The sequence below is a fragment of the Phyllobacterium sp. SL163 genome, from assembly GCF_049896885.1.
In the GTDB taxonomy this organism is placed as follows: domain Bacteria; phylum Pseudomonadota; class Alphaproteobacteria; order Rhizobiales; family Rhizobiaceae; genus Phyllobacterium; species Phyllobacterium calauticae.
Map to the genome: position 1 here is coordinate 79,414 of NZ_JAFCVE010000009.1, position 24,462 is coordinate 103,875.

Below are 24,462 nucleotides of genomic sequence, written 5' to 3' on the forward strand. Positions count from 1 at the left end.
TTTTAATAGTGGTCGCTATATAATAGGATTAGCACAAGCCTGCTTCGCGTCAACAATTTTATTAGTGGTCACTATGAAAATAAACGAGCCATCTGTCAGCACCGTTGAAGAACCCGCCCGCAAGCGCGGCCGTCCGCGCAGCTTTGACCGGGAGGCGGCGCGGGAGAAAGCACTGCAACTTTTCTGGGAGCACGGCTACGAGGGCACGTCGATCAACGACCTGACGGCGGCGATGGGCATTACCCCGCCCAGCCTCTACACGGCCTTCGGTTCGAAGGAAGCGCTGTATGCGGAGGTCCTCGACCTCTACCGCAGCAGTTTCGGAGCCTATTTCCCCTCGGCGCTTACGGAGGAAAAGACGGTTTATGACGGGATCCGACGTCTGTTGCGCGGCGCGGCGGAAACGTTCACCGCAGGCCCGGGCGGCTGCATGATCTCGACGGCGGTTCTCTCCTGCGCATCGGAAGTGAAAGGGGTCGCCGATAGTCTGGCCGCCATGCGCAGCGGCAGTCTGGATATGATTGAGAACTATATCCGCAAGGGCATCGGCACGGGCGAACTGCCGGAGACCACCGATGTGCGCCAGCTTGCCCGTTTTTATGGCACCATCATTCAAGGCATGTCGGTGCAGGCGCGCGATGGTGCCAGTGTCGAAGAATTGACAGGCATTGCCGAAACGGCCATGCGTGCCTGGCCCGTGCAAGCCCCGGATTAAGCCTTGCCGATGTAATCCACATACTGCGTCAGGGCACAGACGAGATGATAGAAGATCGAGGCCGGCACCTCTTCGGCCCGTGCCCTGCCCTTTTCATCGATCAGGTCGATCCACAGGCCCTTGGGCGCCTGTTCGATATGCCAGCGGAACAGACGGCCCACGCGTGCTTCGACTTCCGGCTTGAGGTCCGGTCCGCCATTGCCATCCAGTGCAATCGCGGCCTTCACCGCCTCGGTCTGCGGCCAGCTGCGTGAATTGGTGTCGAGCGGCAGGCCGTGCCGGGATACAGCGCCATAGGCGAGTTCCGTGGTCCGGTTCAGCCCGTTGGCAATGGCCGAGGCGTAGAGCTTGCGCGCGTGGCGGATGATATCCTTCTGGCCCGACGCCTTGGCAAAATTGGACAGGAGGTAGGCCCATTCGAAATGGTGCCCCGGTTCCGTCCATTCGCCTTTTTCGCCCGGTGCCCGCTCCCAGTCATCGGTAAAATATTCGCCGAGCGTCCATGTCTCCGCATCGAAGAGGTGATGCCGGAACAGATCGACGATGCGCGCGGCGCGCTGCAGGTAATCGCGGTTGCCCGTCACATCGTACCAGGCAAGGAAGGATTCCAGCAGGTGCATATGCGGGTTGGACCGGCGCAATCCGGTATCCCCCGGCATTTCCAGAAAACCGCGCAGCTTGGAATCGGCGAGATACTCATCGATGAAGGCAAAGGTTTCCGTGGCAAGACCCAGCGCCTGCGGATGGCCTGCCCGATGGGCATGCGCCAGCGCCAGAAGCACGAAGGACTGGTCATAGGCATCTTCGGCCCCGTCGAGGACCGTACCATCGGGGTTAAAGGTCTTGACCCAGCCGCCGCGTTTCGTGCGGCCATTGGCCGTGATGAAGCGGATGCCGTGGTCGATCAGATCATGCGCCGGGCCGTCCCAGCCCATTTCGTGCGCCACGGCAAAGGCATAAATCTGCCGCGCCGTGGTGCGCATCCGCTTGGTCTTGATGATGGGCGTGGCGTCGAAGGTCAGCGCCTCATGGAAACCGCCATAGCGCCGGTCGACGCCGACCGTCGACCAGAGCGGCAGCGTTTCCTCGAACAGCCAGTGGCGCACACGCTTTTCATAGGCACCGACCTGCGGCAGCCGGTCCTGCGCCGGGGTAAACTTGGTTTCAAGCCGTCCCGTCTTTTCCAGCTGTTCGACGATCTTGCGGACATTCTGGCTTTCGGTAACGGGCGCCACGAATGTCGCGTCCGAGGTCGACACGACGGCAAGATCGCGCAGGCCGATGGCCGACAAAAGGCGGCCATTGCTGCGCAGATAGCTGTTCTCGCAATCGATGGCGACGACATCGCCGACAATCACATTGCCGCTGCCGTCGCTCGAGCTGACTTCGAGCAGGGATTGCCACGATCCGAGATCGTTCCAGCGGAAGCGCGCCGGGACCAGCGCAATGTCCTGCGCATGTTCCATGATGGCATAGTCGACGGAAATCGACGGCACCTCCGCATAGAGATCGTGCGGCAGGTAGGTGCCGGAGACATTGCTTGTCGCCTCGTCGAGCGCCGTGACGGCACCGTCCCAGATCTGCGGCGCATGGGCACGGAAGGCATCGCGCATGGTGCTGGCGCGGAACAGAAAGATACCGGAATTCCAGAGGAAGTTCTTCGATTCGAGATACTGGATCGCGGTTTCCTCGTTCGGCTTTTCCACGAAACGGATAACGTCGCGCGTGTTTTCGTTCTGCGGTCCGACCTCGATATAGCCGTAGCCCGTCTCCGGCCGGTCCGGCTGGATGCCGAACACAACGATCCGGCCGGCCATGGCCGCATCGGTGCCAGCTTCCACCGTGTTCCAGAAATCCCGGTCCGTGGTGATTTCATGATCGGAGGGCACGACCAGCACCAGATCATCGCCATGTTCGCGCAGCGTGATCTCGGTTGCCAGCACGACGGCGGCCGCGGTATTGCGGCCCATGGGCTCGAGAATCGCCCGCCCGCCCGCCAGATCGACGCCGGAAAGATCCTGGCTGATGCGGTCGGCATGCCGTTCGGAGGCAAGCAGATAGACCGGAACAGGCATTTCGCCGCCGCGTGCACCCATGCGTTTGACGGTGCGCAGCAGCATAGAACCTTGACCGGAAAGATTATGAAACTGTTTGGGAAAGTCTTCGCGCGACAAAGGCCAGAGCCTCGAACCAACACCGCCACTCATCACAAAGCTGATAATCCGCTTCATTCCCGATGTCATTGCATGCAACCCCATTGTTTCAGTCGATATCTCGTCCGATATACAATTCGCTCTCTTCCGGCAGACTTTGCGATACATCGCAACATCCGTATTTTACCGATACAAGACTTTCAGCAGCGATCACAAGGCCGGTTCAACCATTTCCGGAACAAGGTTTATGTTTGCACGGGTATAATTGAAGAAGTGCTTATGAAACGACTTGCAGGCATAAAAACTCGGCGGTATATACCCCGCATCGCTGGTCACGGAGTGTAGCGCAGCCTGGTAGCGCACGTCGTTCGGGACGACGGGGTCGGAGGTTCGAATCCTCTCACTCCGACCAGTGTTTTCAACAGCTTTCCCATTCGATGTCCGATCTGCGGACATGCCACGCGCCTGTCAGTGCAGCGTATCGCCGCCGTCGGGATCGATCAGGCCGGCCAGCCCCTCGTCCTCGACCGCACGCAGAAATTCGTCAAATGCAGCCTGGTCCGTTTCGAACGGATCGTCCCAGACAATCGAATCCTTGTCTTCGGTCACCACTTCGAGCGTCCATTCGTTCTGCTCGGCAAGGCGATAAATCTCAACGCTGACGGTGATTCCATCGCGCGTGAACTCCTTCGACAAACGCGACACAACCAGTTCGGGTTCTTCGTCCATCATCAGCCCTCGGGACATTCCTTGTTTCTCGCTTCATCATCTTACGACGCATCGTGAAATAGCAAGCGGGAAAATCCAGATTCATCCGTACCGGCAGGCCCGGTCATGCATGCGCCTTGCGCCGCCGTACCGATCCACTATTATTCCAGTCCAAGTTCCATGCATGGCATGAAGCCATGACCACTCCAGATCGACCGGAGCAATCCATGTACAGACCACCCGCGTTTCGTGAAGATCGCCTTGACGTGATGCACGCATTGATCCGCAAGCATCCGCTGGCCATGCTGGTGACAAGCGGCGAACACGGGTTGATGGCGAACCTCATTCCCTTCGAGCTCGATGCGGATGCGGGGCCGAACGGAACCCTTCGCGCGCATCTGGCCAGGGCCAACGAGCAGGTGGCGGCCTTGCAGGCGGGTGCCGAGGCGCTGGTCATTTTCCAGGGCCCCAACACCTATATCACGCCGTCCTGGTATGCGGCCAAGCGCGAACACGGCAAGGTTGTACCAACCTGGAACTACGTGGTTGTCCAGGCCTGGGGTACACCGCAGATACAGGACGATCCGGAATGGCTGCGCCGGCAGATCGGCAGCCTCACCCGCACGCAGGAAGGTGGCCGCGCCCAGCCATGGGCCGTGGAAGATGCGCCCGAGCCATTCATTGCCGGACAGGTGAAAGGCATTATCGGCGTTGAAATCCCGATCACCCGCATCGAAGGCAAATGGAAAGTCAGCCAGAACCGGGCTGAAGCTGACCGGACCGGCGTTGCCGAGGGCCTGCAGAGGGAAGGCCCGGAAGCGCAGGCCATGGCGCGGATCGTGCATGAACGGGGAAAATCCGGCGGCGCCTGACCGCCTTCCCGTCATGCAAAAACCTGATATTTCACTGGCCGCCGCCGCAGGCAAGCTCCGGCAATTGACGGGCGAGACCGTCCGGCTCGTCCCGATCACGGAAGGCGAGGATTCGCGTGCCTTCCGTTATAGTCTGGGCAACGAGCGCTTTGTCCTGCGCATCAACCGATCCGCTGATGGATTTGCCAAGGACGCCTATGCGAGCCGGCATTTTTCCGCGCCCGCACTGCCAATTCCCGCTGTCGTCGCTCACGGCGTTCTCGATGACGGCAACGGGTTTTGCATCTCGCACATGGCAGAAGGTGTCACCCTGCAGGGTTTGCCACCGCAGGATCTGCCGCCGGTTCTTGCACCGGTCGCCAATGTCCTCCAGGCCATTGCTGTCTCAGACATTGGCTCAGCGCGCGGCTACGGCCCGTTCGATGCGTCGGGAAACGGACGCAATGCAAGCTGGCAGGAATTCCTGTCCGCCGTGTCAGCCTATGACTGGGGTAGCGTGACCGGCGATAACCAGGTCGCGGATATGGCCGGACGCTGTGCCGAACTGGCCAGGCACTGCCCCAATGTGCGAGCGCTTGTGCATGCGGATTTCGGTTCGAACAATGTATTGACCGATGGCCATAGGATCACAGGCGTTATCGACTGGTCGGAAGCCATGTACGGTGATCCGCTCTACGATATCGCCAATATCCTGTTCTGGCGGCCGTGGCTGGACTGCATGGAGCAGCAGGCCCGCTATTTTGAGGTTCACCGGCCGGATCTCGTCCAGGACAAAACCGTACTCGCGTGTTATCAGCTGCGCATCGGGCTGCAGCAGGTCCATGAGAGCGCCGTCGACGGGGCGATCGACGACATGCATTGGGCGCTGCAACGCTGCCGCGCCATCGACAGCCTACTGTGAGCAGCGTAGGATCCAAACCCTAGGCAGCCATGGCCGCCAGCTCGATGCGGTTTCGACCGAGGCGCTTGGCCCGGTAGAGCGCGACGTCCGCCTCCTCGATCAATTCCGTCATTGACTGATGCTGCGCTGTAAAAGTAGCGACACCGGCGCTGACGGTAACATGGGCCCGCGTGCGCCCGAGATCGAAAAAGGTCTCGTTGACGCGCCGGCGGATCGCTTCGGCCATCGCCATGGCTTCGCCAGCGGCTGCGGACGGCATCAGGATCGCTATCTCCTCCCCGCCATAGCGGGCGACCAGATCGGATTTGCCCACCAGCGAGCGAATGATGGTGGAAATTTCCACCAGCACCAGATCGCCATTGGAGTGGCCCCAACGATCGTTGATGCTCTTGAATGAATCGATGTCGATCATGACAAGCGAAAAGACGTCGCCACCGGTCGATGCCGCCTTGCGGAAGGTGCGCCGCGCGACCCGGTCAAACAGGCGGCGGTTGGCAAGGTTGGTCAACGGATCCGTATGGGCGTCCACCTCCAGCGTCTTCACCCGGTCGACACGCAGGCGTTCCCGATGCAGGAACATTGAGATGAGAAAAATCCCGGCAACGTTCAAGGTCAGTATCGGCAAGGCAATGCGCTGGAAAATCGGCAGCGCCTGCTCGAACGGCAGGATGAAGATGCTCAGCGTGTAGAGCGGAACCGTCAGGCCGAGAATGAGGAAATGTTTCCAGGAATAGGTCTGGGGCCGGTAGACCAGCGTGAAGATCAGGCTGATCAGGCCGATGATGACAATACCAACGACACCGGCCTGCACACCAACGCCTCCGATCAGGACGCGGGACAGGATCGTTAGAGCTGTCGACACCAGCACCGCCACAACGCCGCCGAACGGTGCGCTGAGCGCCAGCAGGATGGAACGCGCATCGACGATGATGCCATCATCGACGATGACGGGGTCGAGCATGGAAATGATGGCGGCACCGCCGAACAGAAGCCCAACCATCAGGCCGCGCGTCCAGGGCAGATTGAAAGCGCGGATAATGGAGCCATAGGCCATGCTGATCAGGGCAACCAACCCAAGACGATGGACGAGATCGGCAAAGACAGGGAAATATTCAGCGTACAATTATCAACCTCAATTCCACTTCACGCGACACTAGCGTTTGCGGGCTAATTTCGTGCGAAGGACATCCTTAAAAATTGAACTATTGGGCGATACCACGCGAATCTTCTACCACAGGTTGTATTGACTGACGACCTTTGAAACAAATTTTACCAATCGATTGCTTGAAAAGCATGGGAGCGGATTTTTATTCCCGGAGCGGGGATCGCCAGGTTCTCAACCGGCGGGAACCTGCAGCCTGGGCACGGCATCGATCAGAACCCGCGTTGCTTCGGCCTGCGGGGCGGCGAGAACCCGTTCGGTCTCGCCGCTTTCGACAATCCGCCCCTCATCCAGCACGATCATGCGGTCGGCCACGGCCCGAACCACGGCAAGATCGTGAGAAATGAAGAGATAGGACACGCCGGTTTCCTCCTGCAGATCGAGCAGGAGATTGAGGATTTGCGCCCGCACGGAAACATCCAGCGCCGATACCGGCTCGTCCAGCACGATCAGGTCGGGCCGGGTGGCAATCGCCCGGGCAATGGCGATACGCTGGCGCTGACCGCCGGACAGTTCCAGCGGACTGCGCTGCATCAGATCAGGGCTCAGCCCCACCCGTTCGAGCGCGGCGGCGATAAGCTGGCCATAGTTGTCCCTCGGCGCCAGATCGTGCAGGCGCAGCGGGTCTTCCAGAATGCGCCGGACCGTGGCGCGCGGATTGAATGCCGCCAGCGGATCCTGAAACACCATCTGGAATCTCGGGCGTAGCAGCCGCAGGGCTTCGCCCCGCAGGGCCGTGATATTGTGGCCGCACAGGTGGATTGATCCCGCATCCGGATTGCCCAGCCGCATGACGAGACGGGCGAGCGTCGTCTTGCCCGATCCCGATGCCCCGACCAGCGCCAGCGTTTCACCGCGCCGCAAGGTAAATCCGATATTCTTCAGGCCCGATGCGTTGCGCTCGCCAAAGCGCTTGGCAACATCCTTCACTTCGAGAACAGTGGAATTGTCGGTTTCACTCATGGCAGGTTCAGGCTGTCAGGGTTGATTTCAACAAGCCGCCTTTGCCGCGGCGTGTCGAGTGACAGGTGCGCGCCGATCAACGCCTTGGTATAGGGATGCGCGGGCTGGCCGAGAACATCGGCTGCGGTGCCCCGTTCGACCAGTTGTCCCTTGTAGAGAACGGCGATCTGGTCGGCGCGTTCGGACGCCAACGCGATGTCATGGGTGACGAACAATAGCGTCAGCCCATCCTCGCGCACCAGCTCGTCCAGCAGGTTGACGATATGGCGCTGTACCACCGTGTCGAGCGCACTGGTCAACTCATCGGCGATGACAAGCGACGGATTGGCGGCCAGCGCCAATGCAAGGGCGATGCGCTGGCGCTGCCCGCCGGAGAATTCGTGCGGATAGCTGTTGAGGCGCGACAGGGCTTTTGGGATACGCACCCGGTCCATCAGGTCGGCGGCGCGCACCCGCGCGGCGATCCAGCTGGTGTCCTCATGCGCCCGGATAACCTCGGCAATCTGGTCGCCGACCCTCATGACCGGATCGAGGCTGCCGCCCGGGTCCTGGAACACCACACCGATATCCCGGCCGAGACGCGGGCGGCCCGACGTCCCGGGAAAGACGATCGAGCCGGTCTGGCGCGCCTGTTTTGGCAGAAGCCCCGCAACGGCCATGGCCAGAGTGGATTTCCCCGAGCCGCTTTCGCCGATCAAAGCCAGCCGCCCGCCCCGGTCGAGGTCGAGCGAGACATCCGCCAGCGCAACGGTCTTGCCGTAGGTCACGCCGACATTTTCCACGCGCAGCAATGGTTCGCTCATGGCTGGAGGAACCTTTCACTGCGCGACAGGCCACGCCCGATCAGATGCACGCTGAGAACCGTGACCACCAGCGCCAGACCCGGCACGATGGAAAGATAGGGCGCCGCGCGCAGCACCGTGCGCCCTTCGGCAATCATGCTGCCCCAGGTCACCCGGTTCGGATCGCCGAAGCCGAGGAACGACAGGGCCGCTTCGATGAGGATGGCCGCGGCCACCGAAATGGCGGCGAGCGAGGCGGCCGGACCAAAGGCATTCGGCAATATTTCCCGGAAGGCAATCTCCAGCGGCCGCATACCCAATGTGCGGGCGGCGGCCACGAAATCGCGCTCGCGCAGGGAAAGCACCTCCGCGCGCGTCACCCGCGCGGCCTGCGTCCATGTGCCGAGACTGATGGCCAGAACGAGGGTCGGGACGCTCGGTCCGGTCACGCTGATTGTTGCCAGCGCCAGCAGAAAACCCGGAACCGTCTGGAATGCCTCGGTGATCCGCATCAGCACCGCATCGGCAATACCGCCGAGAAAACCGGCCAGCGTGCCGACCAGACTGCCGATGACGAGCGATGCCGCAGCCGAGAAGAACGCCACCAGCAGCGTCGTGCGCGTGCCGTAGAGAAGCTCCGACAGCACATCGCGGCCAAGACGGTCGGTGCCCAGCCAATGCGCCTGCGATGAGAAAGGCCGCAGCAATGGTTCGCCGACGATGGCGAGCGGATCGCCCGGCACGATCCACGGGGCGAGCAAGGCCATGAGAACCAGCGCAAGAAGCAGCACCAGCCCGGCCCGGCCTTCAAGGTTGAGACGCCGCCAGATCGTCATCGGCCGATCCTCACGCGCGGATCGAGCCTGCCATAGGCGAGATCGACCAGCAGATTGGCGATAATCACCGTTATGGCGCTGCACAAGATGACACCCAGCAGCAGCGGCGTGTCGCGCCGCGAGACAGCCTCCGCCGCCAGCCGTCCGAATCCCGGAATGGCGAAAACGCTTTCCACCACGACGCTGCCGCCCAGCATGACCGCCGCCTGCAGGCCGAGCATGGTAATGACAGGCAGGACCGCATTGCGCGCCACGTGCCGCCAGACGATGCGGCCACGGCTGAGACCGCGCGCCTTCAGGCCGGTGACGAAGGGATCGCGCCAGACCTCGCTCATGCGGTCGCGCATCAGGCGCAGATACAGCGCGAGGTACACCATGGCGAGCGAGGCGACGGGCAGGACCAGATGCGCGGCGATATCCGCCATGCGCGCCCATCCGCTCTTGCCGGATGTGATGGTCTCGATGCCGCCGACCGGCAGCCAGCGCAGATCGACGGCGAAGACCACGATCAGCACCAGCCCCAGCCAGAAGCCGGGCACAGCGTAAAGCGCCAGCGAACCGATGGACAGGAAACGGTCGCGCAGGGAGCCGGGCTTCGCGCCGGCGATGACGCCGAGCAGCGAACCGAGGAAGAAGGCGAGTGCCGTGGCAATGCCCATCAGCAGCAGCGTCAACGGCAGGCGTTCGACGATCACCGAAAGCACTGGACGTTGAAACGCCGTCGACCAGCCGAGATCGCCATGGCCGAGCGCCGAGACATAGGCGATGAAACGATGGAATGGGCCCTGATCAAGGCCCCATGCCTGGCGCAACTGCGCCAGCTGGTCGGCATCCATACCGCCGGAACCCGCGACATAGGAATCCACCGCATCACCGGATGCCGCCTCCAGCAGCAGAAAACTGCCGATGAGCACAACGGCCAGAACCGGAATCGCACCCAAAAGGCGTTTCAGGAAAAAGGATGCGAGTGGCGGCAAGAAGGGCTCCGACAGGTCATGCGAATGGAGGGGGACACTAGAGCCAATAATGCCGGAAGACAAACGGGTTTGTCTGCTGCGGACAATGCGGGCGATCTCCCCCCTTGTAGGGGAGAGATAACCGGTGTCACATTGTGCCCTACCCCTTCAGCCAGACATTGGACCAGTTCGACACCGCCCAGCGCGGATTATCGGACACATTCTGCACGGTATCGCGGGCAACGGTGATGAACGAGAATTCCGCCACATTGATCAGCGGCAGGTCCGCGGCCACAACCTTCTGCAATTGCTTATAGAGGTCGGCGCGCTTGTCGCTATCCACGGTGGAAGCGGCATCCTTGATCAGCTTGTCCACATCCGCATTGGCATAGCCGTACTGGTTGGAGAACGGCACACCGGCGGGCAGCCCGCTTTCGAACAGGATGGTGGTGGAGATCGCTGGATCGGAACGGTAGACCGGCGTTGCCACGGTGATATCGAAATCATGGTCCGTATAGACCGCCTTCAGATGGGCGGGTGTATCATTGCTGACCACCTGCGCATCAATGCCCACCTTGGCCAGCGCCTGGCGCAGATAGTCGCCGAACTGCTTGGTTTCATTGAAGAATGGGGCAGGCAGGAGCTTGAGCGTGAAACGGTTGCCATCGGCGCCGCGCTTGTAGCCCGCTTCGTCGAGCAGCGCTTCCGCCTTGGCCGGATCGAAGGCATGGGCGGCCACATCTGGCTCATAAAACGCCTTGTCATAGGCAGGAACCGGCCCCGTGGACGGTTTTGCATAGCCGAGGAAGATCGTCTTGACGACAAAATCCCGGTCGATGGCATGGGCAAGCGCCTGACGCACCTTCGGATCGGCCAGTTCCTTGCGGCGATGATTGATTTCGACGATGAGCTGATAGGTCAGCCCTTCATAACCATTGGCGTAAACCTTCAGGCCCGGCACCTTGGAGATGCGGGCAAGATCGGCAAGCGGCACTGCGGAGAAAGCAGCCAGCTGGATCTGTTCGGCCTCCAGCGCATTGCCGGCGGATGAACGGTCCGGCAGGATCTGGTAGACGATTTCATCCAGCAGCGGCTGGTCCTTCTGCCAGTACGCCTCATTGCGCTTCAGCAGATAATATTCGCCCGGCTTGTGTTCGCCGAATTTGAACGGGCCGGTGCCGACCAATGCTTGGTTGGCCGGATTCTTGGCGATATCCGTGCCTTCATAGAGATGTTTCGGCACGACGGAGGTGACCACCGGCAGCGCATTGCGGATGAGCTGGAACGGCGTCGGCTGCGAGAATTTGAAGACCGCCGTGTGGTCATCCGGCGTTTCGACGCTCTCGAGGTTCTTGAAGACAACGCGGCCAAGATTCTGCAGCTTCTTCCACACTTCGAGTGCGGAGAAGGCAACGTCAGCCGAGGTGAACGGCTTGCCGTCGTGCCAGGTCACGCCTTCGCGCAGTTTGAACGTTGCAGTCAGGCCGTCGGCTGAGCCCTCCCAGGCGGTGGCCAAGCGCGGCGACAGGCCGTCCTTGCCGTCATAGGACTGTTCGGCCAGCGGCTCGACAATCTTGCTGGCGACAAAGAACACGCCGTTGGACGCGACGATGGCTGGATTGAGATTGGCCGGTTCGCTGTCCCCGGCGACGATCAGACGCCCGCCTTTGACAGGCGTTTCCCCCTGCGCCCAGCCAAGACCCGGCATGGCGGTGAGCGCGGCAGCGCTGGCGGTCAGATGGAGAAAAGAGCGTCGGTTCAACAGGATACGGGACATGCTTGCGATCCTCTTATGCATAGGTTTGGCCGAGTGGGCGGGACAGAATCTGGCTGAGAGCCCTGATGGTGGCGCGGGCAAAATCGGGTTTGGCGGACGCGCCCATGTGCCCGACGCGCAGCAGCTTGCCCGATGTGTCGGCGCGGCCGAGCGACAGGAGGATGCCGTGCTCATCGCGCAACCGGTCGCGCAAGGCCGTGTCGCTGAAACCACCGGGCAGCTTGAAAGCGGTCGCCGTGGGCGCGCAGAATTCCAGCTTTTTCGGCCACAGCTTCAGGCCAAGCTCAAGCAGGCCGTTGCGGGTGATTTCAGCCGTTTGCGCATGGCGGGCCCAGACGTTTTCGGCGCCCTCCGCGGCATAGAGATCCAGCGCCGCATCCAGCGCATAGATTTCCGCAATGGACGGCGTTACCGGAAAGGGCTTTCCGGGCTCCGAGGCGCCTTTCCAGCCGAGAAGGCTGAGGAACGAGCCGCGCGGCGCATCCGGGTTGGCCTCGATTTTGGCCCAGGCCCGCTCGCTCACGCCGATGAGGCTGAGACCCGGCGTGCTGCCCAGGCATTTCGATGGCGAGGTAATGAAAATGTCGGCATGCGCCTCAAGCGGATGGGCGTCCAACCCGCCAAAGGACGACACCGCGTCGACAATGAGATAGGCCCCGTGCTCGGCAACGACAGCGCCGATGTCCCGCAGCGGATTGAGCGTGCCGGACGGGGTGTCGTGATGGCAGAGCGATACAATTTTGATATCCGGGCGCTGGCGCAGCGCCTCGCGAACTGCCTGCGGGTCGATGATGTCGTCATAGGGCACGGCAAGCTCGACGACCTCCTTGCCATAGCGCGCGGCCCAGCCGGCAAACCCCTTGCCATAGACACCGGAGACAAGGTTCAGAACCACATCGTCACAGCCAATCAGCGCGGCAGCAGCCGCTTCGATGCCGAGAATGGCCTCACCCTGCATGATGACCGGCGCCGTGTCCTGCCGCAGCGCCAGCCGCAGCTTTTCGATCACCTCGGCATAGAAGGCCTGGAAGGCGGCATCATAGTCATAAAGAACAGGCTTTCCGAGCGCGGCAAGCACTTGCGGATAGGCGGGAACCGGACCTGTGGTCAGCATCAGCGGTGGAATGGGGAGCATGGATCGCACTTCGAAATTTCATCCCATTCACCGGCGCAAATGGCACTTGAAGCAGACCATATTCTCCCGTTTCGTGGAAACCAAGAAAAACTATTCCAATATTCCAAAACACGCTGGCAAAACCATCATACGTGGTTCGACAAGCTCACCATGAGAGAACCTAGTGGGCTGCAGCGCTAATCTTGAACGTTGCGGAATATGGCTCCCTGCAATCCCCCACCTCCCTCATGGTGAGCTTGTCGAACCACGCACAAAAGCTCTTTACTCCAGCGGGATCACATCCACCGATTGCTTTGCTTCCTGCGAACCGCTGGTTTTCAGCACGCCGACGATGGGCGAGACATCGGCATAATCCCGGCCATAACCGACGGTGATATGGTCATTGCCGGCCATCATCGCATTGGTGGGATCGAACTCCTGCCAGCCCGCCTCGCGCCCGCACCAGACACGCACCCAGGCATGCATGGCGTCGGCACCTTCCAGCCGCTCCTTGCCGGGTGGCGGGATGGTGCGCAGGAAACCGCTGACATAGCCCGCCGGAATGCCGATGCCGCGCAGGCCGGCAATCATGATGTGGCTGAAATCCTGGCAGACACCCGCCCGCAGGTCGAACGCCTCCCGCGCCGTGGTGCGCACATTGGTGGCGTCGGAATCATAGGCGAAATCCGCATGGATGCGGTTGCACAGATCGCCCGCCGCCTCCATGACCGTGCGCGTCCTGCCGAGGCTTGTCGCAGCGTAGGCCGATATGTCAGGGTCGATGGCCGCGTGGGCGCTGGAGGTCAGGAAATGGTGCGGCGCATCGGATGCCACCGACCAGACGCCGCGTATTTCCCGGATCAGACCGGCGATATCAGGCGAAACATCGAGCATGGTCTGCGGCCGCGCCACATTGATGCGGGCCGTCATCGTCACATCGAGCGTCTCGTGCGGATTGCGGTAGACGATGGAGGTCACCGTATTGGCGAAGAAATCGGTAAAATCGGAGCGTTCCGCCGCGGCAGGATCAAAGGAGAGACTTGAGGCGACCACGCGCTGGATTCCCGGCAGGGTCTGCGGCATCACCCGGATATGGTGGCGCCCGCCCGCTGCGGAGCGTTCATAGTCATAATGCAGGTGGAGGCGGATGTTATAGAGCATTCCTCACCCCCTCAGGCAAAATACGTATCGGAGATGGTGTCGGACAGCGCGCCGATTTCATTGGCGAGTTGATGCAGCTTGTCAGCGGTCAGTTCGCTGGATTCCATGATGGCAAGCTGCGTGTGCAGGCGCAGCACATCCTTGGAAAAGGCGGACATATGCGCACCCGCCTCGCGCTGCGGCAAAAGATTGAACTCGGTTTTGAGCGCATCGAGCTGGAAAATGATCGAGCGCGGATTGAGCGGATCAAGCGCCAGAAGATCGAGCACGCTGAGGCGGCCGGAATAGACGCTGTACTGCCGGCGGTGCGTCATGACGCTGTCGCCGATTTCCAGCAGCATCTCCAGCGCACCTTCCGGGGCTTCATGGCGGGACAGGTTTGCCAGGATGCGCGCCATCTGGATACCGCGCTCCAGCCGGCGGCCGATTTCAAGAAAACGCCAGCCGGTGAAACGATACATGTTCTCATGCACCAGACCGGAGAACCCGGCCAGCTTGCGCAGGATGATCGTCATGGCGCGGGTGCCGTCATCGCCCTGCGACACCACCCCCTGGAACCGGTGCACGGTCTTCGACAGATCGCGCAGCGCCAGCCAGCCATCGGGCGAAAACCGGTCGCGGATACGTCCGGCGCTGAGCATGGCGCCATCGATGGAACGCAGGAGGCCCTTGGGAATGGCTTCATCGAGATCAATGCCGAGGGGTTTGAGCTGATCGCGCATTTCCGTCAGAAGCGGCAATTCCGCATTGGCCGTCTCGGCATAGCGGGCATGGCACGCCCGCAGGATACGCGCCGTGGCTTCGGCACGCTCGATATAGCGGCCCATCCACATCAGGTTTTCCGCCGCACGGCTCGGCAGCGTGCCCGGCACATTGCGGCGGAAGGCATCGTCCTCGCGCGGCAGCAGCGTATCCTTGCGCACGGGCGCCGAACTGGTGATCCACACATCCGCCGCCTGCCCGCCGCGCTGCATGGCAATCGCCGCCGTATCGAGCGTGAACCCGACGCGTGCAAACCCGCCCGGCATGAAACTCCAGCCATCGCCGTGACGCGCCGCAAAGACGCGCAGGACAAAGGGCCTCGGCTCCAGCCTGCCGTCCACATAGACCGGCGTCGTCGACAGTTTGACGGCTTCCTGCCCGACCAGTCCACGGCCGTCGGTTTTGAGCTTGTGCAACAGGGCCTGACGCGCCGCATCGTCGAGGGCGGACCCCAGAACCGTGGCCTGCACGTCTTCGAACGGCAACCGGGTCGACAGCGCCGGGCCGACCATCATCTGGTCGAGCCGGTTCATCACGTGCTGGCGTTCCTTCTCCTGGCCGCACCACCAGGTGGCGATGCTCGGCAAGGCGAGATCACGGTCGTGCAGGGCTTTCGAGATCGCCGGAAGGAAGGCGAGCAACGCCCGGGTTTCGAGAATGCCCGATCCCAGAGCATTGACCAGCGAGACGGAACGCTGGCGCAGCGCGCCGACCATGCCGGGGGTGCCGATCCACGAATCCGACTTCAGCTCCAGCGGGTCCATATAGGCGGCATCCATGCGCCGCCACAGAACATCGATGGGCTTCAGACCGGACACGGTGCGCACCATGACCCGGCCCTTGCTGACGGTCAGGTCGTCGCCTTCCAGCAGCATGATGCCGAGATAGCGGGCGATATAGGCGTGTTCGAAATAGGTTTCATTGTTCGGGCCGGGCGTGAGAATGGCCGCGCGGCCTGCGGGATCGTGGATCAGGCTCTGCAGGGAATCGCGGAAATCCTTGAAGAAACCGGCAAGACGGTGAACGTTCATCGCGCCGGAAATATCCGAAAGGGCGCGGGTGGTGGCAACGCGGTTTTCCAGGGCAAACCCGGCACCCGAGGGCGCCTGCGTGCGGTCGCCCAGCACCCACCACTGGCCATTGGGTGCGCGCCCCAGCTCGAAAGCGCAGAAATGCAGGAAATGCCCGCTGGCCGGCTTGATACCGGCGACGGGATGCAGGAACTCGGGGTTCGAGGCAATCAGATCCGGCGGCAGCAGGCCATCGCGCACCAGCCGGTTGTCACCATAGATATCGGCAACGATATCCTCCAGGAGATCGGCGCGCTGGGTCAGCCCTGATGTGATGGCGCGCCAGTCATCCTCGTTGATCAGAAGCGGAACATGGGCGAGCGGCCATTCGCGCTCCTGCGTACCGGTCTCGTCATAGACCCGGTAAAACACGCCCGCATCGTGCAGATACTGGTTGGCACGGGCAAAGCGGGTGGCGAGTTTTTCGGGGCCGAGCGTGTCGAGCGAGCGCAGCAGCTTTTCCCAGCCGGGCCGAACAGCCCCGTTAGGATCGATCATCTCGTCCGCCACGCCCTGCAGGGGCTTGTAGCTGGCAAGGAGACCGGGGAGTAGGTTGGTTTTCACGCTCTGTGACATGTGTCTATCGATAACCGGTTTGTGAGTGCTGCAGGACAGGAGTGCGTGGTTCGACAGGCTCACCATGAGGAAAGGCGTGGTTTGCAACGTCAATCTGCCACGTCGCAGGATATGTCTGCCTGCAATCCTCCCGCTCCCTCATGGTGAGCCTGTCGAACCACGCACAGCCATGATGCCAACCATATCTCAATGCCTCGGCCTTCTCAGATCAAGGGTCATCGGAAATTCACCCGACGGCTGCTCCCTGCGCAATTCATATCCGCCGGCCGTATGGCCGCGCGGCTCGAAACGCGCCAGCCGGCGCGCCTCGGCCTCGTTCGAATTGACCGGGAACGTATCATAGCTGCGCCCGCCGGGGTGTGCGACATGATAGACGCAACCGCCGATCGCCCGCTGCGACCACTGGTCGTAAATGTCGAAAACCAGCGGCGTGTTGACCGGGATCATCGGATGCAGGCCGGAGCGCGGCTGCCACGCCTTGTAGCGCACACCGGCAACCGCCGTGCCCTGGCTGTCCGTCATCTTCAGCGGCACCTCGCGCCCGTTGCAGGCCACGCTGTAGCGGGCCGGATTGAAGCCGTCGACCTTGACCTGCAGCCGTTCCACCGAGGAATCGACGAAACGCACCGTGCCGCCGATGGCACCCTGCTCACCCATCACATGCCATGGCTCCAGTGCCTGCCGGATTTCCAGCTTGACGCCCTCATTTTCGATTTCCCCACAGAAGGGGAAGCGGAATTCCAGCTGAGCCTCGAACCATTCCGGCCGGAAATCAAAGCCGTTCTCGCGCAAATCGGCGAGAACATCGAGGAAATCCTGCCAGACATAGGCCGACAGCATGAAACGGTCATGCAGTGCCGTGCCCCAGCGGACGAAACTGCCCTGAATCGGATTGTTCCAGAACCGGGCGATCAGCGCGCGGATCAGCAATTGCTGGGCAAGGCTCATGCGCGCATTGGGCGGCATCTCGAAACCGCGGAACTCGACCAGACCGAGCCTGCCGGTCGGACCATCGGGTGAGAACAGCTTGTCGATGCAGATTTCCGAACGATGCGTATTGCCGGTAACATCCACCAGCAGATTGCGGAACAGCCGGTCGACCAGCCAGGGCAAAGGCGGTGTGCCCTCGCCCGGTCGGGGCACCTGCGAGAGGGCAATCTCCAGCTCGTAGAGACTGTCATGCCGCGCCTCGTCGATGCGCGGTGCCTGGCTGGTCGGCCCGATGAACAGGCCGGAGAACAGGTAGGACAGCGACGGATGGCGCTGCCAGTGCAGGACAAGGCTTTTGAGCAGATCAGGACGGCGCAGGAACGGGCTGTTGGCCGGTGTTTCGCCGCCGACCACCACATGGTTGCCGCCGCCGGTACCGGTATGGCGGCCATCGATCATGAATTTGTCGGCACCGAGCCGCGTCTGGCGGGCCTCCTCGTAGATTGCCGTTGTGGTTGCCACGCAGTCGCGCCAGTTAGTCGCCGGATGGATATTCACCTCGATCACGCCGGGATCGGGCGCAACGCGGATGACGTTGATGCGGTGATCCTGCGGCGGGCTGTAACCTTCGATGTGAACCGGCAGGCCGAGCTTGTGCGCCGCAGCTTCCGCCGCCGCAACCAGTTCCAGATAGTCCTCGAGCGCCTCCACCGGCGGCATGAACACGCTGAGGCGCCCGTCCCGCGGCTCGACCGATATGGCGGTGCGCACGGCCCCGCCGATTTCCCCCAGTTCCTGCTCGACCCGCTCCTGCTGGTTGCCTTCGTCCGCGGTGAAAGAGGCAACCGCCAGGATGTTCTCACGCGCCTGCGGTGCTGGGTCGGGAAGCGCCCCGCGATCCACCGACGGATCGACCGGCACGATATAGGGATAGTCCGAGGCCGGAACATGCGGCAGGGCGCCGAGCGGAAGGCGGTATCCGACGGGCGAATCGCCCGGCACCAGGAACAGCTTGCCGCGCCGCGTCTTCCATTTTTCGCTGCGCCAGCGCGGGCCGGAGGCCTGGCTGTTCCAGCGCTGCACCGGCAGGACAAAACCGCTCGGCTCGGTCAGGCCCCGCTCGAAAACCCGGGCGATGCGGCTGCGCTCTTCCGGGTCTTTCAGCCTGGAGTTGGACGGATCGACATTGTCGGGAAGATTGCCCTCCTTGATGATCCATTCCGCCGGATCTTCATAGGCGGGCGCCACCATCTCTTCTTCAACACCGAGCTCCTGCGCCAACGCGACGAGCAGCTTCCCGGCATCTTCCGGCTTGACGTCAGCCTTGCCGTTCTCGGGCGCGATCAGATCGGGGTTGACCCAGATCGGCTTGCCGTCCTTGCGCCAGTAAAGCGAGAACGTCCAGCGCGGCAGGCTTTCGCCCGGATACCACTTGCCCTGCCCGTAATGCAGAAAACCGCCCGGCGCAAAACGCTCACGCAATCGCCGGATCAGTTTGTCGGCCTTTTCGCGCTTGGTCGGCCCGACCGCATCGGTGTTCCATTCGCCCGATTCGAAATCATCGATGGACACGAATGTGGGCTCGCCGCCCATGGTCAGGCGCACATCCCGTTCGTTCAGGATCGCGTCGACCTTTTCGCCGAGCGCATCGAGCGCATTCCAGGATTCGTCGGAAAACGGCTTGGTGATGCGCGGGTGCTCGGACACACGCGTCACCCGCATATCGAAACCGAATTCCACATTGGCGAATTCCGCCATGCCGGAAATCGGTGCAGCGTTGCGATAGTGCGGGGTGGCGGCAAGCGGTACGTGGCTTTCGCCGGTCAGAAGCCCGGAGGTGGGGTCGAGACCGATCCAGCCCGCCCCCGGCAGATAGACTTCGCACCAGGCATGCAGATCGGTGAAATCCTTGTCCGTTCCGGCGGGACCATCGATGGCGACAAGATCAGGCTTCAGCTGGATGAGATAGCCGGAGACGAACCGTGCAGCAAAACCGAGATTGCGCAGGACCTGCACCAGCAGCCAGCTTGAATCCCGGCACGATCCCGAGCGCAGGTTCAAGGTGGCGTCCGGCTCCTGAACCCCGGTTTCCATGCGGATAACATAGCCGATCTCGCGCTGGATACGTGCGTTGAGATCGACGACGAAATTCACCGTGTTCGTCGGGCTGCGATCGATGGTTGCAAGGAAAGCCGAAACCAGCGGTCCTGCCGATTCCGGCTTCATATAGATCGACAGGTCGTCGCTGATCTCTTCGGGATAGCTGAACGGCCAGGTCTCGGCGACCGGTTCAACGAAGAAATCAAATGGATTGTAGACGGTCATATCAGCGACGAGATCGACCTCGATCTTCAGCTCCGTCACCGGTTCGGGAAAGACGAAGCGGGCGAGGAAATTGCCGTAAGGATCCTGCTGCAGGTTGACGAAATGATTGGCCGGACTGACTTTCAGGGAATGGCTGAGAACTTTTGTCCGGGAATGGGGTGCCGGCTGGAGCCGGATGATCTGCGGCCCGAGCATGATGGGCCGGTCATACCGGTAATGCGTCAGATGATAGACTGCTGCGTGAATTGCCATATCGCCTCAAAAGTCTGATTCAAAAAAACCGCGGTTCCACAAATGCTCCCCGCACTCTAACGAGTTACCGGCCAATTGAAATATTTCATTTGCCAAAAATTTTGGCAGCCGCAAAAATTGCCGCATAAACGTGCTTGCAACTGCGCGGCTGGACGCATAGCATCCGCGCCGATGGTTTCTTCCGCACGACAACGCGGGAGATGAAAAGGGAACACGGTGAGGCGTACCCAAAAGGGACCGAGACCGTGGCTGCCCCCGCAACTGTAAGCGGTGAGCGATGCCTGACGTGCCACTGACCGGAAGGTCGGGAAGGCAAGGCGAAGCTGAGACCCGCGAGCCAGGAGACCTGCCATCTCATCTACAATTCGAACCGGACGGGGTGTGCCGGGAGCGATGCGATGTCCTCTCCCGCATTGTCGCGATGGTGCATTGGCCGCGTTCCCCTAACCTTTGTCCACAAGGCAAGGCACCGGCATGACCACGCCAAGACCCGACCACCTGATTATCCTCTGCACCCCGTGCAAGACCGCCGGCGGCCAGCCGCGGCCGGGGCAGCTATGACATATCGGGCATTGACTAATGTTATAACGTTACTATACGAGAACGACGCGTCCGCGATGACGCGACGACGTTTACCGGTTGGGATTTGACACCATGTGCCTTGCCTGCAGTCACGGATATCCGCCCATGAGCCATGTCGCCCTGCGTGCCGACGAGGTGACGTTCCGCACAGCCGGCCAGACGCTGGTGGATGAGGTATCGCTCGACATCGTGCGCGGCGCGCGTCTTGCCATCATCGGGCCGAATGGCGCCGGGAAATCCACGCTTTTGCGCATGCTGGCCGGGCTGCTGCGCCCCTCCTCCGGCAACGTCCATCTCGACGGTACGGCAATAGACCGGCTGCCGCCGAAGGAACGGGCCAGGAGATTTGCCTTCGTCGGCCAGACCGACATGCCGGACCCGCAATTGCTGGTGGACGATTATGTATCCCTTGGCCGCATCCCGCACACGGGCACCCTAACCAAGGCGAAAGACCGGGATATCGTGACGGAAGCCCTGCTCCGCGCCGGGATCGCCGCGTTTTCGCGCCGTCCCATCGGCTCGCTCTCCGGCGGCGAAAGGCAGCGCGTGCAGCTGGCGCGCGCCATCGCCCAGCAGCCGGATATTCTGTTTCTCGACGAACCCACCAATCACCTCGACCCGAAAGCGCGCAGCGAATTGCTGGCGCTGGTCGCCGGTCTCGATGTGACAACCATCGCGGTCCTGCACGACCTGCCGCTGGTGGCGCCGTTTGCCACCCACGTCGCCGTCATGCATGCCGCCCAGCTCGTCGCCGCCGGCACGCCCGACGAAACGCTGACGCCGCGCATCGTCAGCGATGTCTTCGATCTCGATGTGCTGCGCCTGCGCCATCCCTCGCAGGATCGCGACCTCATGGTGTTCGAAGCACCCGGACCAACCACAAAACAAACTGCTCAGCTACGGAGAATTTGATGAAAAGAATGCTGCTCGCCCTCGCCTTATCGGCGCTGTCCGCCCCCGCATGGGCGTTTCCCGTGACGGTCGACAGTTGCGGCAAGCCCGTCACCTTCGAGGCCGCGCCAAAGCGCGCGGTCATCCAGGACATCAACATGAGCGAAATGGCCTTCGCCCTGCACCTGCAATCCTCGATGGTCGGGGTTTCGGGCATTACCGGCTGGTACAAGCTCGACGACGCCTTCAAGAAGCAGCTGGGCGCCATTCCCGAGCTTGCGCCGAAATATCCGACCCTTGAAAATCTCATTGCGGCGGAACCGGATTTCTTCTTCGCCGGCTGGAATTACGGCATGAAGCCGGGCGGTGAAGTCACCCCCGACACGCTTGCGCCGCATGGCATCAAGACGCTTGAACTGACCGAAAGCTGCGTTCATCTCGACAAGTCCCGGCCCGCCGCCACCATGGACCTGCTCTATGGCGACATGGAAAAGCTCGGCAAAATCTTCGGCAAGGAAGATGAGGCAAATAAACTCGTCAGCGGCTGGAAGACAGAACTTGCCGCGATCAAGACCAAGATCGGTGACAAGAGCGGCACCCGCGTCTTCCTCTATGATTCCGGCGAGGACAAGCCGTTTACGGCAGGCAAGTTTGCCATTCCGACAGCGATGATCAGCGAAGCCGGCGGCACCAACATCATGACCGATCTCGACACCAGCTGGGGCACTACTTCGTGGGAAACCGTGGCGACGCGCAATCCGGAATTCCTCGTCCTCCTCGATTATCAGGATGATGCGGGTTACCAGAAGCTGCTCGACTTCCTCAAATCCCATCCGGCAATGAAGGAAACCGATGCGGTCAAAAACAACCGCTTCGTCGCCCTGCGCTATGCGGAACTGACGCCCGGACCGGCCAATATCGAGGCCATCGCCAAGATGGCCAAGGCCATGCATCCGGAAGCATTCTGAGTGCATCTGCCTTTCCGTCAGCATCTGACACTGATGACTGGGGTGATGGCCATTCTGGCCCTCGCCCTCGTGTCGATTGCCTATGGGGCAACGGTCATTCCGCTCGGCGATGTCCTGCGCGCCCTCGCCCATGCCGCCGGTCTCTCCGATACCGTCGTCAATGGCCCGGTCGGCAAGATCATCGTCGATCTGCGCCTGCCGCGGGTCATCCTTGCGATCTGCGTCGGCGCGGGGCTCGGCATTATCGGCGCGCTGCTGCAGACCGTTACCCGCAACGATCTCGCCGATCCGTTCCTGTTCGGCCTTTCCAATGGTGCGGCGGCGGGAGCAGTCTCGGTGATTACGGTCATCGGCGACCGCTTCGGCATCTGGACGCTGCCGATTGCCGCCTTCAGCGGCGGCATGCTGGCGGCCATCGTCGTGCTGATGCTGGTGCGGCGCGTGCAGGGACAGGGGCCGGAGCGGCTGATCCTGGCGGGCCTTGCCGTCTCGTTCCTGTTTGCTGCGCTCACCAACTATATGGTGTTTGCCGGCGACCAGCGCGCCGCGCATTCGGTGATGTTCTGGACGCTCGGCGGCCTTGGCCTTGCCCGCTGGGAGAACCTGCCGCTCGCCCTCACCGGGCTTGCCGCCATCCTGGTCTACGCCCTCTACAACCACCGCAATCTCGATGCCCTGCTGGCTGGCGAAAACACGGCGGAAAGCCTTGGCATAAGGGTGACGCGCCTGCGCAACACGGTGTTCATCGTCTGCGCCTTCTCCACCGCGATCTTTGTCTCGGTGGCTGGTGTCATCGGCTTTGTCGGCCTGATGATCCCGCACATTGCCCGGCGTTTTTCCGGGCAGCTGCATGCGGGACTGATCGTCACCTGCGCCGTGCTCGGCGCCCTGCTGATCCTGCTCAGCGACCTCGCGGCCCGTCTGTTGCTGGCGCCGCAGGAATTACCCATCGGTATCGTTACCAGTTCCATCGGCGCGTTTTTTGTGGTGACGATCCTGTTGAGGAAGCGACCAGGGTAACCGGCGATCGGATGGCAACAGCGCGGTGCGTGGTTCGACAAGCTCACCATGAGGGAGGGCGTGGATCGCAGGGAATTACACTCTGCAACCTTCGCGATTGATCTTGCACCAATCCACATCCCTCATGGTGAGCTTGTCGAACCACGCACCACGCAAATGTCATTGCGATCAGACTATAGCTTTCCCCAGGCCACGAAATCCGGATTGGCGAAATCGGCGTCGTCGGCCTGATTGCGGCGGCCATAGGTGAGCGGATTGCCATCCAGCGTCAGGGTTATGCCTCCGGCAGCGCGCAGGACCGCATCGCCCGCCGCCGTATCCCATTCCATGGTCCGGCCGAAACGCGGATAGATATCCGCCTCGCCGCGTGCAAGCAGGCCGAATTTCAGTGACGATCCGACGGACACACAGTCGGCAATACGGAATTTTTCCAGATAGGCATCGGTTTCCGGCGTGCGGTGCGAGCGGCTGGCAACGGCAATGAGGTCGTCCGGACTGGTGCGGCAGCCGATGGCTTTGCGCGCGGTGACCGCACCGCCCTCGCCGATAGCAACTTCCTGCGCGCCGGCAGTGCCGCCCGTGAACAGCACACCGCGGACGGGGGCATAGACAACGCCGAGAACGGGCGCTGCGTTTTCGATCAGCGCGATGTTGACGGTGAAATCACCGTTGCGGCTGACAAATTCCCGTGTTCCGTCGAGCGGATCCACCAGATAGAAGCGCGCGCCGAGATCGCCGGGCACGTGGCCGCCGGAGATTTCCTCTTCCGCCACGACGGGTATGTCAGGCGTCGCCCTGCGCAGAGCCGCCAGGATGATGGCTTCGGCGGCGTGATCGGCTTCCGTGACCGGCGACTGGTCATCCTTCAGCGCGAAATCACAACCATCAGCGTAAATGCGCAGGATTTCCTGCCCGGCGGCAATGGCCGCTGTTTCCAGGGCGGCAAGCAGGGCGGCATGATCGAGGGGCGGGAGGGTGATGGTCAT

The 24,462-nt window shown here is 61.9% G+C and carries 19 protein-coding genes, 1 tRNA gene and 1 riboswitch; of the genes, 7 read left to right on the forward strand and 13 right to left on the reverse strand.

Annotated elements, in window-relative coordinates; genetic code table 11:
- The first annotated feature begins 73 nt into the window (after positions 1-73).
- Positions 74-715, forward strand: coding sequence for a TetR/AcrR family transcriptional regulator (locus ACP7B1_RS19940; RefSeq protein WP_346305662.1), 642 nt, complete (start codon positions 74-76; stop codon positions 713-715).
- Here ACP7B1_RS19940 and ACP7B1_RS19945 read toward each other — a convergent pair.
- Entirely contained in the window at positions 712-2,946 is a 2,235-nt protein-coding gene (locus ACP7B1_RS19945; RefSeq protein ID WP_426137212.1) for an AGE family epimerase/isomerase, read from the reverse strand. The genes ACP7B1_RS19940 and ACP7B1_RS19945 overlap by 4 nt on opposite strands.
- Before the next feature lie 257 nt (positions 2,947-3,203).
- Between ACP7B1_RS19945 and ACP7B1_RS19950 the strand changes: the two genes are divergently transcribed.
- A tRNA-Pro gene (locus ACP7B1_RS19950) sits at positions 3,204-3,280 on the forward strand.
- A gap of 56 nt (positions 3,281-3,336) precedes the next feature.
- Here ACP7B1_RS19950 and ACP7B1_RS19955 read toward each other — a convergent pair.
- Positions 3,337-3,615 carry a hypothetical protein gene (locus ACP7B1_RS19955; protein ID WP_426137213.1) on the reverse strand — a complete coding sequence of 93 codons (279 nt, stop codon included), beginning with the start codon at positions 3,613-3,615 and terminating at the stop codon, positions 3,337-3,339.
- A gap of 188 nt (positions 3,616-3,803) precedes the next feature.
- Between ACP7B1_RS19955 and ACP7B1_RS19960 the strand changes: the two genes are divergently transcribed.
- Both ACP7B1_RS19960 and ACP7B1_RS19965 read left to right on the forward strand, forming a co-directional pair.
- Positions 3,804-4,448, forward strand: a complete 645-nt coding sequence (locus ACP7B1_RS19960; protein WP_346305664.1) for an FMN-binding negative transcriptional regulator — start codon at positions 3,804-3,806, stop codon at positions 4,446-4,448.
- Positions 4,420-5,349 carry an aminoglycoside 3'-phosphotransferase/choline kinase family protein gene (locus ACP7B1_RS19965; protein ID WP_346305665.1) on the forward strand — a complete coding sequence of 310 codons (930 nt, stop codon included), beginning with the start codon at positions 4,420-4,422 and terminating at the stop codon, positions 5,347-5,349. The genes ACP7B1_RS19960 and ACP7B1_RS19965 overlap by 29 nt, the downstream gene beginning before the upstream one ends.
- Positions 5,350-5,368: 19 nt before the next feature.
- Here ACP7B1_RS19965 and ACP7B1_RS19970 read toward each other — a convergent pair whose 3' ends face one another.
- The 10 genes from ACP7B1_RS19970 to ACP7B1_RS20015 form a co-directional block, all read right to left on the reverse strand.
- Positions 5,369-6,472 carry a diguanylate cyclase gene (locus tag ACP7B1_RS19970; protein ID WP_346305666.1) on the reverse strand — a complete coding sequence of 368 codons (1,104 nt, stop codon included), beginning with the start codon at positions 6,470-6,472 and terminating at the stop codon, positions 5,369-5,371.
- 213 nt (positions 6,473-6,685) lie between these two features.
- Complete coding sequence (locus ACP7B1_RS19975) at positions 6,686-7,474, reverse strand: ABC transporter ATP-binding protein (RefSeq protein WP_426137214.1); 789 nt, start codon at positions 7,472-7,474, stop codon at positions 6,686-6,688.
- The gene (locus ACP7B1_RS19980; RefSeq protein WP_346305668.1) at positions 7,471-8,277 is read right to left on the reverse strand and encodes an ABC transporter ATP-binding protein; all 807 of its coding nucleotides are present in this window, start codon (positions 8,275-8,277) and stop codon (positions 7,471-7,473) included. Before ACP7B1_RS19980 ends, ACP7B1_RS19975 begins: the two co-directional genes overlap by 4 nt.
- Positions 8,274-9,092 carry an ABC transporter permease gene (locus ACP7B1_RS19985; RefSeq protein ID WP_346305669.1) on the reverse strand — a complete coding sequence of 273 codons (819 nt, stop codon included), beginning with the start codon at positions 9,090-9,092 and terminating at the stop codon, positions 8,274-8,276. The genes ACP7B1_RS19980 and ACP7B1_RS19985 overlap by 4 nt, the downstream gene beginning before the upstream one ends.
- The gene (locus ACP7B1_RS19990) at positions 9,089-10,069 is read right to left on the reverse strand and encodes an ABC transporter permease (RefSeq protein WP_346305670.1); all 981 of its coding nucleotides are present in this window, start codon (positions 10,067-10,069) and stop codon (positions 9,089-9,091) included. Before ACP7B1_RS19990 ends, ACP7B1_RS19985 begins: the two co-directional genes overlap by 4 nt.
- 139 nt (positions 10,070-10,208) lie before the next feature.
- Positions 10,209-11,825 (reverse strand): ABC transporter substrate-binding protein, encoded by a 1,617-nt coding sequence (locus ACP7B1_RS19995; RefSeq protein ID WP_426137215.1) that lies wholly within the window; start codon positions 11,823-11,825, stop codon positions 10,209-10,211.
- 13 nt (positions 11,826-11,838) lie between these two features.
- A complete protein-coding gene (gene ppaT / locus ACP7B1_RS20000; RefSeq protein ID WP_346305672.1) occupies positions 11,839-12,960 on the reverse strand; it encodes a pyridoxamine--pyruvate transaminase in 1,122 nt (373 codons plus the stop codon).
- A 261-nt stretch (positions 12,961-13,221) separates the two neighbouring features.
- Positions 13,222-14,100: a transglutaminase family protein gene (locus ACP7B1_RS20005; RefSeq protein ID WP_346306985.1), complete on the reverse strand. Its 879-nt coding sequence runs from the start codon at positions 14,098-14,100 to the stop codon at positions 13,222-13,224.
- Positions 14,101-14,111: 11 nt separating this feature from the next.
- A complete protein-coding gene (locus ACP7B1_RS20010) occupies positions 14,112-16,508 on the reverse strand; it encodes a circularly permuted type 2 ATP-grasp protein (protein WP_346306986.1) in 2,397 nt (798 codons plus the stop codon).
- Between the two features lie 186 nt (positions 16,509-16,694).
- Positions 16,695-20,015: a transglutaminase family protein gene (locus ACP7B1_RS20015; protein WP_346305539.1), complete on the reverse strand. Its 3,321-nt coding sequence runs from the start codon at positions 20,013-20,015 to the stop codon at positions 16,695-16,697.
- A 155-nt stretch (positions 20,016-20,170) separates the two neighbouring features.
- Positions 20,171-20,383, forward strand: a riboswitch (cobalamin riboswitch).
- 319 nt (positions 20,384-20,702) lie between these two features.
- Here ACP7B1_RS20015 and ACP7B1_RS20020 point away from each other — a divergent pair.
- From ACP7B1_RS20020 to ACP7B1_RS20030, 3 genes are read left to right on the forward strand one after another with little or no spacing between them, the layout of a single operon-like run.
- Positions 20,703-21,509 (forward strand): ABC transporter ATP-binding protein, encoded by an 807-nt coding sequence (locus ACP7B1_RS20020; RefSeq protein ID WP_346305538.1) that lies wholly within the window; start codon positions 20,703-20,705, stop codon positions 21,507-21,509.
- On the forward strand, positions 21,509-22,456 hold the full coding sequence (locus ACP7B1_RS20025) for an ABC transporter substrate-binding protein (protein WP_346305537.1): 948 nt from the start codon (positions 21,509-21,511) through the stop codon (positions 22,454-22,456). The genes ACP7B1_RS20020 and ACP7B1_RS20025 overlap by 1 nt, the downstream gene beginning before the upstream one ends.
- Positions 22,457-22,489: 33 nt before the next feature.
- A complete protein-coding gene (locus ACP7B1_RS20030; protein ID WP_346305541.1) occupies positions 22,490-23,476 on the forward strand; it encodes a FecCD family ABC transporter permease in 987 nt (328 codons plus the stop codon).
- Positions 23,477-23,649: 173 nt separating this feature from the next.
- Here the strand turns inward: ACP7B1_RS20030 and cysQ are convergent, their stop codons facing one another.
- On the reverse strand, positions 23,650-24,462 hold the full coding sequence (gene cysQ, locus ACP7B1_RS20035) for a 3'(2'),5'-bisphosphate nucleotidase CysQ (protein ID WP_346305536.1): 813 nt from the start codon (positions 24,460-24,462) through the stop codon (positions 23,650-23,652).